The following is a 12,807-nucleotide window of genomic DNA, read 5'->3' on the forward strand; positions in this document are numbered from 1 at the left end:
ATTGATAGGCTTGCTTTGGCATTAGAGAACATGCAATTTGCATATACTCTACGGAAAGAATTTGGTTAAGAGGGCGGAGTTCTTTCTTCTTTCGTCCACTTCGAAACCGGCGAGGTAATTTTCGGTAATGGCGATGTTGGAATGTCCGAGACTTTCGGAGATATAGGCGATATTGACTCCGCTCCGTTTTAAGACTGTGGCGAATGAGTGGCGTGCAGAGTAGGTGGTGATACGGGGAATACCGACATCGTGGGCTATTTTTTTGAGGACCCGGTTGCACTCGGTGACGATTTCTCTGATTAGTTTAACTTTTTCGAAAGGGTTTTCCGTACCTTTGGCAAAAGGGAAAATATAGTTGTCGGGGGAGATTTCAGGATTACCCCATTTGTTGATAATGGTCTGCATCTCCGAAGTGATTACCGCATGTATGGTTTTGCCGTATTTGGTGTTTCTTGCAGTCTTGGCACGTACGAAGCATATCTCTCCGTTTATGATATTGGAGTATTGCAGGAAAATCATATCCCTGAAGTTGATGCCGTTGCATAGATAAGAGAAAAACCATAGGTCGCGATACATCTCGGTTGTTTTTGTACCGTCCGTATAGGTTATTAATTTCTTGATTTGTTCCAATGTGAGTGCCAGTTTCCGTCCGCTTCCGCTTGGCACTTCATATTTGCCTTTCCCGAAGGGATATTGGCTCTCTTTGATGATGCCGTCTTTACGTGCCATGTTTATGATGCACTTTAAGTTTCTGAAATAGAAACTCATGCTTGAATAGCTGCTTCCTGTCGAAAACCAGAAGTGTTCACATCGGTTTAGCCAGTTGATGTTGATTTCTCGGAAAGATATCTGTTTGCCTGCAAATTGTTCTATTTTATGCAAAGTACCTTTGTAAGAGAAATAGGTGTTTGCCTGTCCGTTCGCTTTCAGTTCTTCCATTTTTTTGAGAAAGACGGAGTTGACGGATATGCCCGAATATCTGCCGAGCCGGGCATTCAATATATCGAAACTGAACTCTCCACGAAAAACCAGTGTCTCGACTTGCTGTTTGACAAGAGAAAAGCTGTTTTCCACATTGTGGCGTATGGACGACAGTTTACGTGTTCTGCTATGTGGCAGTTGTTCCCACTCTTGGACAGACAGTTCCTGACCGGTGGAATAGTATTTCTGCCTACGGTTATGGATGACTTGTACTTTTATAGGATACAGTCCACTCTTTTTTGCTTTTCTTTTGTCCAATACGGTGAGTACGGACACACCGTCTTTTGAGTATTTGTACATGAGTTAATGAGTTAAATTATTAATAGGTCTTGTCAATCAACGGCAGTAACATGCAAATTGCATGCAAAATTGATGAATGCCGGTGAAATGAAGTACTTTTTGATACGCAATCAATAGTAATTGGGAAGACCGTATGGGTGAGGTAACTCCTGTACATATTTATACATCAGGCGATGCGGTTGAACTGTTTTTGAACGGCAAGTCGTTGGGGCGTAAAGAAAAAGCACATTCATACGACCGTTTGGTTTGGGAAGATGTGCGCTACGAACCCGGAACCTTGAAAGCCGTTGCCTATAAAAATGGAGAAAGATGGGCGGAAGATATCGTTGAGACCACAGGCAAACCGACTGCTTTGCAGGTAATTCCAGAGAAGAGGATTTTGAAGGCAGATGGTGTGGATTTATCTTTTGTCCGGGTTCTGATTGTAGATTCTAAGGGGCGTATGGTTCCACGTGCCAAAAATCATTTGAAGTTTTCTGTTTCAGGTTCTGCCGAGATTGTTGCTACCGACAACGGTGATGCTACCGATTTGACCTCTTTCCAATTACCGGAACGGGATGCGTATAACGACATGGCGTTGGTGATACTGCGCAGCCAATATCAGAAACCGGGAAAAGCCGTGCTGACAGTTGAATCCAAAGGTTTGCCCAAACAGAAAGTTGTTCTGAATGTAGAATGAGATAATTGACGGATATACATGAAAAGCGGATGTCTCACAACATCCGCTTTTCTTAAACAATCTAACCAAAATAATCATCTATGAGATAATACCTATCAAATAACTATGAATTTAAAAAGCCTATGAATTATTCGTGAATATGATGTGATGTTTGTATTGCAGTTCTAATGTTATCCATGGGAGTTTTAGGCAAAACAGTGCAATCGGCTCCTAAAATGAAGCGTTTCCCCGCTAAGTCGTGTTTTAATGTCTTAACCTCTTTTGCCACTTGCTCTTTGCTCCCTTCCAAGATTGTTCCCTTCCGGTACAATCCGCCCATTACCGGGCGTTTGAATAACCGTTCGCAATCTTTCAGACTGAATGGTTTGCCATTTACTTCTATGGGGGCGTTGACAATTTGTCCTGGATATGAAGTAAAACGGGTTAAATCATCATAGCTACCCTCATAGTCGCAAATGTGAAGAATATTTAGTTTTGTGTCTGTGTTGCATTCTTTCATGACTTTCAGGTCGTATGGCTTTACAAATGTGTCAAAAAATCCGGGAACTTCATAGAATTTTTGTTCTCCTCCCTGGGTCGGGGTGTAGAAGCCGTCTACACCGATTTGCTTACAGGCTTTCACATATCCGATTAACGCGTCTGTAAAATATTCCAATGCCTGCTTGATGCGCTCCGGTTCTTTATCTGCATAAGCTACCACAGTCTTTGCACCTACGGTTTGTATCAACATCTGAAAAGGAGAATAGACTGTCGGAAGTACCATTGCATCCGTTCCGGCTATGTCATAAATCCCTTTTACAACGTTTAGGGTAGGAGCGAAAAAATCATTGGGAAGCGGGCGGATTTTATCCCAATCTTCCGCTTTTTCTATTTTGATGCGTCCGTAACCCTGCTCGAATTGGATTTTTACAAAATCCATTCCTGTCAAGAGGAAATAACGAAGATGGGCATTAATTGCATTTTCTCCTATTTTGGCATCTTTTCCAAAGTGCATGAAGAAAGCACTTGGTACGTAAGATTTGTCCAATGTCCCATTAAGGAACTGCTGCATCACCTCTCTTTTATTGGTAGGCGTCTGGGCTGTTGCCAAAGTCGCGATACATAATAATATAAAGAATAAATTTCTCATACGTGTTTTTCGTTTATCAGTTTGACGTTGCAAAGATAAGCGGATGCGAAATGCGGGGTTTTCAATATTGTTTCAATACTTTTCTATTTTGTATCACTTTGTATTTTATGGCTTGTTTTTTCTCGGAAAACTGTTACCAGCGTATCATTGATGGCATAAAAAGAGTGTGTGCCGATACGCTGATAGAATGATACGACTATCAGAGCGTTGGCACACACTCTTTATAGACAAGTTATGTACTATTGCTTATTTCATTTGGATAATGTCATAATTCAAACCGCTTACGGTTTCTTGCAGGCTATCGTTCACCAGTCTTAAGGTGGTGTCGTTTACGACAACAAAGTATAGGGGAGTGTCTCCGTCGTCGGGAGTCAGCTTATAGGCTGTTTTTTTATAGTTGTTGGCGTCTTTCCGAATGACCTGGCGTTTCCCGGTGGAAGTGAAAGACCTGTTTTGTCCTCGCCCTTCCGCATCCAGATAGGTCGTGACCAACGTGTAGCCGCATTCACTGTCCGGACTTACACTGTCAACGCTCAATACATATTGGATGCCCGGACCGTCGGCGGCAGGAAGTATGCCTTTGTAGACGGTAACTGTGGAAGGACCGCTGCTTGTAACAGTCATGATGCCTTCATCCATCACGTTGTTGTTTTGATTTCCTTTTGACTGGCAGGATGCCAATGCTGCGGCAATTGCTGCAATCATCATTACTTTTTTCATTGCTTTAAATGGTTTAAGTTAATATTATGATACGCCGGTGGCGTTATTCTTCATAATCATCTTGTTTGGTAACAAGTAATTTGTCTACTCTGCCACGATCCATGTCCACGATTTCAAACTCCAGGCTTCTGTAGTGGAAGATGTCGCCGGCTTTCGGAATCCGTCCGATGAGGAACATGGCAAGTCCGCTCAGGGTAGTGAAGTCCTCTTCTTTCAGGTCATCGTAATTCAATATGTCCATTGCTTCCATAAAGTCGCCTATGTTCATGGACGCCTCTACCAGCATGGACCCGTCAGCTCTGGTGACTATGTTTTCTTCTTCCGTTTCATTCTCTTCCAGAATATCACCGAAGATGCTTTCCGTCAAGTCGTGCAAAGTGATAATCCCTTCCGTATTTCCATACTCGTTTACAACAACTCCGAACTTGTTTTTGTTCTTCTTGAAGAGTTCTAAAACTTTTTTTGCATATAAACTTTCGGGAATAAACAAGGGCGGGCGCGCAATTGTGCGCAGATTGAACGGTTGTTCACTGCCCAACATCAGGATGATGTCTTTGACTGAGAGAACTCCTATGATTTCGTCCTTGCCACGCTCCACTAACAGGTATTTGCTGAAATGTTCTTCGTTTATAATCCGCAGAACCTCTTCTTGGGTGTCCGTAGGGTGCAGCACGACTAAATCACGGCGATGTGTCATCAGGTTGTTGGCCCTTTTGTCCGAAAAACGGAATACATCACGCAGCATTTCGGTTTCATCTTTGTCGATGACACCTTGTTCGGAACTTTGGTGCAGAATCATTTTCAATTCCTCTTGCGTCATCTGCCGTTCTTCTCCGCCTTTCATGCCGATAAGCTTGTTGGTAAGTTTGGTCGAGGCGCTGAGAAGACACACAAACGGATAGGATACTTTAGTAAGAATGATCATAAAAGGACTGAGCAGGGTGGCATAACGTTCCGGGTTGTTCAATGCCATTGATTTGGGAACCAACTCTCCGATAATGAGCGATAAGTAGGTGATGACGGCTACGGTAGTCACCATTGCCAGGTCTTTGGCATATAATTCCAGACCGGGAATCATGGCAAATAGCGGAACTACATCATCGGCTATGGCTACACCGCCGTATGCACCCGATACGATGCCGATAAGTGTAATGCCGATCTGGATGGTAGAGAGAAATTTTTCGGGTTCTTCCAACTGTTTCAGAACCCCCTTTGCACTTTTGTTTCCTTTACTTACAAGGGTTTCCAGACGCGCTTTGCTTGAAGACACTAATGCTATTTCATACATGGCAAAGATGCCATTCAGAATAAGTAAGAACAGAATAACGATAAATTCCATGTTTGTAAATACTGATAATTATTTGTTTATTGCAAATAGTTTATATGTAAATATAACGTTGTTCACGTATTTATTGTTAATTTTACCGTCCCTTAAATAAACTTAAACAAAGAAACATGAAAAATAAACTTTTTCTATTCGTACTTCTACTACAGGCTGTAAGCATACGGGCCGCACGTGTAGATACCGTGTTCGTAAAAAGTCCTTCGATGCAGAAGGAAGTGAAGGTGGTTTATATTCTTCCGGACAAGGCACTTGCCAAAAAACCGCAAGCTTGCCCGGTAGTGTATCTGTTGCATGGCTATGGCGGTAATGCGCATACATGGATTGGCGTAAAGCCGGATTTACCTCAGATTGCCGATGAGAAAGGCATCATATTCGCCTGTCCCGATGGTAAGAACAGCTGGTATTGGGACAGCCCGCAAAATCCTGCCTACCGTTATGAAACCTTTATATCTTCGGAATTAGTGAGCTATACAGATACGCATTACGCCACGATTTCCGACAAACGCGCACGCGCTATCAGTGGTTTGAGCATGGGCGGGCATGGTGCGTTGTGGAATGCTATCCGCCATACGGACATATTCGGTGCGGCAGGCAGCATGAGCGGCGGGGTGGATATCCGTCCTTTTCCCAATAATTGGGAGATGAAGAAACAGTTGGGTGAGCTTACTGCCAATGAGTCGGTATGGAATAATCATACGGTAATCAATCAGGTAGATAAACTGAAGAACGGCGATTTGGCATTGATTGTGGATTGCGGTGAGAGCGATTTCTTTTTGGAGGTAAACAAGGAGTTGCACAAACGGCTATTGGCATACAAGATAGAGCACGATTTTATAACACGTCCCGGCGGGCATACGGGCAAGTATTGGAATAATTCCATAGACTATCACATCTTGTTTTTCTGCAAGTTCTTTAATCGGTAATTATTCAATCACATAGTTTACGGTACGGACATAGTTCGTGCCGTAACTGTTTGTGACTTCTTTGCAGGAGGTCAGTGCGTTGTGCTTATCGAACGTATAGGTATATTCCGTCACTTCCTTGCTCTCCGCGTTTCCATCGGGAATAATTCGCTCTATCAGCATCGGAAACGGTTCTCCCAACAGTTTGCCGTAGAAAGCGGCGGTGTGCAGTGACAGCGGGTATAGTTCGGAGAGAAACAGACTGGGCACTCCCGTCCCGCTATCAGTTTCGTTGCTTGCCGAAGTCGTGGCGGTGTATGCCGCGGTGTGGGTGTCTATCTGGCGGGCGATGCGTAGTTCCCGGCGGTTGCTGTAGTCGATGTTGATTGATGCGTATACCTTGCCGTTGATTTGTTCGGTTATCTTTTCCAGATAGCAGTTGCCTTCCGGTGTGGTGAAGTAGGAAAAGGAGTAAGTGCGGGTCGCGACGCTTTCCCGGCGCGTACAAGATATGGCATATCCCCGGTTGTCCAGCAGATAAGTGGAGACGTTGCCGAAATCGTCTGCCACCACGGCTTGCCGCTCGTTGTAGGTTACGGATGTCGCATTTTTCATACTCATCTGTTCGCCTTGTACGGAATAGCCCTGCACGGTAGTATAGTCGGTCAGCCTGCCTTGGCTGAACAGGAAGGTCTGGACGGTGGTCACCGTAGGTACGTTCGCTTCGTAAGGGCTCTCTTCGGATAATTGGATTTTCGAGCAGGTAGCGGGATAATCGTCAGAGTCGTTGCCGTCTTCGCAGGCAGTCAGCACCGCGAGTATAGTGCATAAGGCGATAACCAATCTTTTCATATTGTTTCCTTTTATTTGATAATCAGCCCTCTGCACACGCTTCTCGGGGCGACAAAGCTTTTCACCGGCGTACCGTGCATGGTGCTCTTCGGCAGTTCGATGGCTCCCGCTATAACTCCCAAGGCTGTGTTGAACAATATCTCGTCCGGGTCGCCTAAAGGAAGATAATAAGGCAGATAAGATGTCTCGTTGACGGAGATATCCGGGCGGAAGCCTGTGAGGTAGTCCGCTTCTCCTTGCGCATTGAACACTTCGCACACTACCGGACGCAACACCCAGGCGTGTTTCCGGTTGGTGAAAGACTCCGTTGCCACGTATTCTCCCCGGGTAGTCCCGCCGATAAGCACCACTTTCATATACGGGCGCAGGCAGTTGATCAGCATTTCTGCGGCGCCTGCCGTAGTCTGGCTCGTGATGATATAGACGGTGGAGAGGTTCAGATTGGTTCCGTCCGGCAGGAGCTGGGAGTCCAGTAGCAGGTCGCGATTTCTGGCGCTTTGCTTGTCGTTGTATTGCAGGAAAGCGAGCGGACTGCCCAGCTTTTCGGCAGGAACAAGTATACTGGCAAGCAGCTGCACGCACTTCAACTCTCCACCGGGATTGTAGCGGAGGTCAAGCACCAGTTGGTTGACGCCCGACTGCTTGCACGTTTGGGCGAAGGCGCGCAGTTCGTTGTTGTACAATTCCGGGTTTTCCGTAGTACCGGCGGTAAAAGAGTTGTATGCCAGATAGGCTATCCGGTCGTCGGTTCCTTCCAGTTGTACGAACCGGGTACTGTGGACAGCGCTTACTGCTACCGGACGGGCGGCAGGCAATACGAAATCTCCTATTTCCCGGATGACGGCTGTTCCGTTGTCTTCCTCATTATCGTTCGTTCCGGTGCCGGCATTGCTTTCGCTTCCCGTGTTACCTGTGCTTTCGCCTTCGTTGCCACTGTGCTCCACGATGACATATTTTCCCACGTGCAGCGTCCGTGCATCACCTCCCTTGAGCTTTTCTTCCGTCTTCCGGGTGATGGAGTCGCCGTCTACGAGCATTATCCAGTTGCCGCGTTCCAGTCCGGCATCTTCAGCGGGAGAGTTCTTGGCTACATACGAGACGAGTGCCTGGTAGGTTGTATCACTGGTAGCTATCTTATGTAAGGTATAGTCGAAGCCATAGCTCGGCAGCGGAATTTCCATGAGAGTATCGACAGTGGAGAATCCTTTGTCGTTCTTCGATAAGATGCTTTTTAAGAAAGCTTCCGGAGTTTGAAAATAGTTCAGGCTTTTGGCGGCAGGAATATCCTCATACCATAAGTAGACTTCTCTCATCAGGCTGTCCATCCAAAGGTCGCGTTCTGTCAGCGGATAGTATTCTTTCCAGCGGTCTTCCCCGCAGGAAAACAGGCTTATCAGCGCGAGGAGTCCCGATAGGGGGAAAAGTAACAGTTTTCTTATCTTCATCACTCTCTATATCATTTGGTTTTCGTACGCAAAAATAGCGAATAGTTCTTGTATCTGCCACAAATGTGGTATAAAATTCCCCATTGCATGCCATAGGCTGCTTGTGATGATGAACAGGCATAGAAAAAGAGGGCATGCTAATAAGAATCAGTCTATGCCCTCTTGAAAATATATAAGTTGTAACGAAGTTTACCAAGAACGTCCTTTATAGATATTCGACTGTTCCAACGGCAACAGGTTGCCACTTAAGGTCATCGTATTGGAGTTGAAGTTCGGATTGATAGTGACGGTTGCATTATTGCTGCCTTTGGTCAGCGTGAGGAATATTTGGGCGGAGACGCCGATACCCTGGATACTGAAATTACAGTTGATGTTACCGCGCTTGTCGGTAGACATTTTCATGTCCGATACAGTGCCGTCCACCGTTACGCCGCCAATACCGTTAGGACCGGGATAAGCCGTGTTGAAGGCTACCTGTACGGTTCCTCGTCCCTGATTTACCAATACGAAGTTCGTGTTGGAAGTGACAAAAGCCGTTCGTCCGCTACGGAACATTACCTGATTGGCTTCCAATACAAATTTTTGTGCTTTCAGCGCTGCTACGGCATCGTCATAAGAGATGGCATCGACTACTTGTTGTTCCGCTTTCTGGCGGGCGCGTTGTGCATCTCTTTGGGCTTTACGGTCTGCACGGCGTTGTGCGTTGCTCTCTTGTGCATACACGGTGGTGGTCACCATGCCTGCCAATACTAATGCTGCTAATGCAATAAACTTTTTCATACTTAATTCTTGTTTAGGTTTAAATTATCTTGTTCGTTATCACGTTTTTTTCATTTACAGGAGTTATAAGAGTTGTCGCTTCGTTCCGCTCCGTTAGGAATTAAAGAAGTTAGAACCTATACTCTTGCGTATGTAGTCACAGAAGTATCGTTTTTTGACTGTTAAGCCGACTTGTAGGCTGATGACTTCCTTTAACTATCTCTACCTCCTGTAAATGAGAAAGCCGTGGCTCGTTATAAGTTTATTACAAGAACAATGCCTGTTCGTGGATTGTTCACCGCTTTTCAGTTATATTATACCTTTAATTTAATTATGTGAATTGGTCCGATAATAGTCGGATTGAAAAGAGTTCTTATAGGAAATAAACTTTTGCAACCTATCAAAAAAGGCTATATCATGGGCAAATGTCTATTCGTTATCTTTAGATGGAAGTAATTTTAATTGTTGGAGTTAAGACCGTAGTCTAATCGTTCTCACCACCTCTATCCATATAAGTAATGTTGAGGTGTGATAAGTCAATCCATAGACCGTTGTCATTGGCAAACTTTATCAATGCTTCTGTTTGCCCTCTCTTATAGCTCTCTGTTGGTTCAATTTCTCCTGCTGCTTCCTTACTTCTTCTGGTGATGCAGGCTGCTTGCTCCAAGAGATTATTGATTGGCGGGTACGCTCTATCCATTGCTTGTGAAATTCATTAATATATTCCATAATTTGCTTGATTATGAGTTTAAGACGAAGGTAATCATTCAAATAACTATCCGGTTTGTTGGTTACTGTTATATTGTTAAATGGTCGTGAATAAGCATTGTAATATATCTAAAATAAAAATCCCCATAACCATTACAGTTACAGGGATTTATATATTAGTAATGTACTAAATTACTTGCTTAAAGCCTGAGCTACGTCCACAGCACAAGCCACTGTACATCCTACCATCGGGTTGTTACCGATGCCCAGGAATCCCATCATTTCCACGTGGGCGGGAACTGATGAAGAACCGGCGAACTGAGCGTCAGAGTGCATACGGCCCATAGTGTCGGTCATACCGTAAGAAGCAGGACCGGCAGCCATGTTATCCGGATGGAGTGTACGACCTGTACCACCACCGGAAGCAACTGAGAAGTACGGCTTGCCAGCTAATACACGTTCTTTCTTGTAAGTACCTGCAACCGGATGTTGGAAACGGGTCGGGTTGGTAGAGTTACCTGTGATAGATACGTCTACGCCTTCTTTCCACATGATAGCTACACCTTCGCGAACGTCATCGGCACCATAGCATTTCACTTTGGCACGAGGACCATCGCTGTATGCGATTTCGCGAACCACGTTCAGTTCGCCTGTGTAGTAGTCGAATTGAGTCTGAACGTATGTAAAGCCGTTGATACGGGAGATAATCTGTGCGGCATCTTTGCCCAGACCGTTCAAGATACAACGCAAAGGCTCTTTACGTACTTTGTCAGCTTTGGCAGCGATTTTGATAGCACCTTCTGCGGCTGCGAATGATTCGTGACCGGCGAGGAAAGCGAAACATTTGGTTTCTTCGCGGAGCAACATGGCAGCCAAGTTACCGTGACCGAGACCTACCTTGCGGTCGTCGGCTACAGAACCCGGAATGCAGAATGCCTGCAGACCGATACCGATAGCTTCGGCAGCATCGGCAGCATTCTTGCAGCCTTTCTTGATAGCGATGGCACAACCTACCACGTAAGCCCATTTTGCATTCTCAAAGCAGATAGGCTGAGTTTCTTCACACGTCTTGTAAGGATCGAGTCCGGCAGCTTCGCAGATAGCGTTAGCTTCCTCTATGTCTTTGATGCCGTTGGCGTTCAAGGCTTCGATGATACCTTTGATACGACGGTCTTGACTTTCAAATTTCACTTCTCTAATCATAGTTTCTTTCCTCCTTATATTATTCGTGACGTGGATCAATGTGTTTAACGGCTCCCTGTTCTGCTGTGAAGCGTCCGTAAGTACCGGTTACTTTCTTCAATGCTTCGTTGGCATCAGTGCCTTTCTTGATTTCATCCATGAATTTGCCCATGTGAACGAACTCGTATCCGCAGATTTCATCGTTCTTGTCAAGAGCGATAGTCTTGATGTAACCTTCTGCCATTTCCAGGTAACGGGGACCTTTTGCCAAAGTACCGTACAGAGTACCTACCTGGCTGCGCAAGCCTTTACCTAAATCTTCCAGACCGGCACCGATAATCAGACCGCCTTCCGAGAAAGCAGACTGAGTACGTCCGTAAACGATTTGCAGGAAGAGTTCGCGCATTGCTGTATTGATAGCGTCGCAAACGAGGTCGGTGTTCAATGCTTCGAGGATTGTCTTGCCCGGAAGAATTTCGGCTGCCATAGCTGCCGAGTGAGTCATACCGGAACAACCGATTGTCTCAACCAATGCTTCTTGGATAACACCTTCTTTTACGTTCAAAGTCAGTTTGCAAGCACCTTGTTGAGGAGCACACCAACCTACACCATGTGTCAGACCTGAAATATCAACTATTTCTTTTGATTTTACCCATTTGCCTTCTTCGGGTATGGGAGCCGGTCCGTGGTTAGGACCTTTCTTTACAACACACATGTGTTCCACTTCGTGTGAATAAGTCATAATTAGCTCTTTTTATAAGTTATAATTAAAAAAAACGTAGTTCCATGTTTTGTTAAGCGGTCACAAAGGTAGTCGTTTTCTTGCTTTCTGCCAACCGTCTGATTTGACTTTTTTGCTAAAAATTAGAAATATAGGATGTTGGTTCGGCAGATTGCAATCTCTACATTACAAAGCTTTTTGTCATGGATAAGTTTTGTTCCGGCAAGTAGGCTGGCGGGTACTGCCGCAACCGGTGTGCGGTCCGGGTAGCGGGTGGTCTGTGCTCATGATGGGATTGAGATAGGAATCATAGGTAATGATTGTATGATTCATACGTAATGATTATTGGAATCATATGTAATGATTGTTGTTTAAATATTTTCGTTCATGTGCGTACATATAAAAGTCATACCCGTTTCTTTACTCTAACAAGAAAGAAACAGTACGGGACGGCTTCGTGAGAAGGTGCCCCGTATCTGTTTTTGGCAGTTTTCGTTGCTTCCGACCGGCGGGTATGGATAAAATCGTTATCTTTGCCCGGCATAATAAATGAAAAACAGTTATGGTAACAGTTACTGATGCGGCCCTGCAACAGGCAGCGGGCGAGGGAATGGATGCTTTCATCCAGGTGTTTACAGATGCGTATAAAAAAGCGACAGGTGGCGAGTTGACCGCCGAAACGATGCCACTGCTTACGGGAGAACAACATTCGTTGCTGGCATATCAGATATTTCGTGACGAACTCATGGAGGGGGGCTTTTGCCAGTTGATACAGAATGGATACGGCGGCTATATCTTTGCCAATCCGTTTGCCAAAGTGATGCGCTTGTGGGGTGTGGGCGATTTGAGTAAGTTGGTGTATGCCGCCAAGAAGATATACGATGCCAACCGGGAAGATTTGGAACGCGAGCGTACGGACGACGAATTTATGGCTATGTACGAGCAGTACGAGGCTTTTGATGAACTGGAGGATGAATTTCTGGAAAAAGAAGAACAGTATACAGCGTTGGTTGCCGGCTATGTGGACGAGCATCTGGATTTGTTTGCAAAAATAATTAAGTAGCGGTTGCAGTATTTTTTAAGT

General features: G+C 45.1%; 13 protein-coding genes and 1 pseudogene. 3 read left to right on the plus strand and 11 right to left on the minus strand.

Annotation, left to right across the window (positions count from 1 at the left end; genetic code table 11):
* Positions 1-48: 48 nt before the first annotated feature.
* On the minus strand, positions 49-1,281 hold the full coding sequence (locus QZ327_RS07585; protein ID WP_294618471.1) for a phage integrase SAM-like domain-containing protein: 1,233 nt from the start codon (positions 1,279-1,281) through the stop codon (positions 49-51).
* A 133-nt stretch (positions 1,282-1,414) separates the two neighbouring features.
* On the opposite strand from QZ327_RS07585, the gene QZ327_RS07590 reads away from it, so the two are divergent.
* Positions 1,415-1,960, plus strand: a complete 546-nt coding sequence (locus QZ327_RS07590) for a DUF4982 domain-containing protein (protein ID WP_294618473.1) — start codon at positions 1,415-1,417, stop codon at positions 1,958-1,960.
* Positions 1,961-2,087: 127 nt separating this feature from the next.
* On the opposite strand, the gene QZ327_RS07595 is transcribed toward QZ327_RS07590, so the two are convergent.
* From QZ327_RS07595 to QZ327_RS07605, 3 genes are all read right to left on the minus strand, one after another.
* The gene (locus tag QZ327_RS07595; RefSeq protein ID WP_294618475.1) at positions 2,088-3,122 is read right to left on the minus strand and encodes a uroporphyrinogen decarboxylase family protein; all 1,035 of its coding nucleotides are present in this window, start codon (positions 3,120-3,122) and stop codon (positions 2,088-2,090) included.
* Between the two features lie 213 nt (positions 3,123-3,335).
* Complete coding sequence (locus QZ327_RS07600) at positions 3,336-3,809, minus strand: copper resistance protein NlpE N-terminal domain-containing protein (RefSeq protein WP_294618477.1); 474 nt, start codon at positions 3,807-3,809, stop codon at positions 3,336-3,338.
* A 43-nt stretch (positions 3,810-3,852) separates the two neighbouring features.
* Positions 3,853-5,148 carry a hemolysin family protein gene (locus tag QZ327_RS07605; RefSeq protein WP_294618479.1) on the minus strand — a complete coding sequence of 432 codons (1,296 nt, stop codon included), beginning with the start codon at positions 5,146-5,148 and terminating at the stop codon, positions 3,853-3,855.
* A gap of 116 nt (positions 5,149-5,264) precedes the next feature.
* Between QZ327_RS07605 and QZ327_RS07610 the strand changes: the two genes are divergently transcribed.
* Positions 5,265-6,077, plus strand: a complete 813-nt coding sequence (locus tag QZ327_RS07610) for an alpha/beta hydrolase family protein (RefSeq protein WP_294618480.1) — start codon at positions 5,265-5,267, stop codon at positions 6,075-6,077.
* Here the strand turns inward: QZ327_RS07610 and QZ327_RS07615 are convergent, their stop codons facing one another.
* The 7 genes and pseudogenes from QZ327_RS07615 to QZ327_RS07645 form a co-directional block, all read right to left on the minus strand.
* A complete protein-coding gene (locus QZ327_RS07615) occupies positions 6,078-6,908 on the minus strand; it encodes a DUF4595 domain-containing protein (protein ID WP_294618482.1) in 831 nt (276 codons plus the stop codon).
* 11 nt (positions 6,909-6,919) lie between these two features.
* A complete protein-coding gene (locus tag QZ327_RS07620) occupies positions 6,920-8,353 on the minus strand; it encodes a S41 family peptidase (protein WP_294618508.1) in 1,434 nt (477 codons plus the stop codon).
* A gap of 189 nt (positions 8,354-8,542) precedes the next feature.
* Positions 8,543-9,133, minus strand: coding sequence for a DUF4251 domain-containing protein (locus QZ327_RS07625; RefSeq protein WP_294618484.1), 591 nt, complete (start codon positions 9,131-9,133; stop codon positions 8,543-8,545).
* A gap of 466 nt (positions 9,134-9,599) precedes the next feature.
* A pseudogene (locus QZ327_RS07630) lies at positions 9,600-9,812 on the minus strand (hypothetical protein); the annotation flags it as partial.
* Between the two features lie 200 nt (positions 9,813-10,012).
* Entirely contained in the window at positions 10,013-11,023 is a 1,011-nt protein-coding gene (locus QZ327_RS07635) for a GGGtGRT protein (RefSeq protein WP_294618485.1), read from the minus strand.
* Positions 11,024-11,042: 19 nt separating this feature from the next.
* The gene (locus tag QZ327_RS07640; protein ID WP_005654748.1) at positions 11,043-11,744 is read right to left on the minus strand and encodes an iron-sulfur cluster assembly scaffold protein; all 702 of its coding nucleotides are present in this window, start codon (positions 11,742-11,744) and stop codon (positions 11,043-11,045) included.
* 180 nt (positions 11,745-11,924) lie between these two features.
* Positions 11,925-12,056 carry a hypothetical protein gene (locus QZ327_RS07645; RefSeq protein ID WP_294618490.1) on the minus strand — a complete coding sequence of 44 codons (132 nt, stop codon included), beginning with the start codon at positions 12,054-12,056 and terminating at the stop codon, positions 11,925-11,927.
* Between the two features lie 229 nt (positions 12,057-12,285).
* Here QZ327_RS07645 and QZ327_RS07650 point away from each other — a divergent pair, with 229 nt between their 5' ends.
* Positions 12,286-12,786 (plus strand): DMP19 family protein, encoded by a 501-nt coding sequence (locus QZ327_RS07650; RefSeq protein ID WP_294618492.1) that lies wholly within the window; start codon positions 12,286-12,288, stop codon positions 12,784-12,786.
* The last annotated feature ends 21 nt before the right edge of the window (positions 12,787-12,807 follow it).

This window comes from uncultured Bacteroides sp., from assembly GCF_910578895.1.
Classification (GTDB): Bacteria; Bacteroidota; Bacteroidia; order Bacteroidales; family Bacteroidaceae; genus Bacteroides.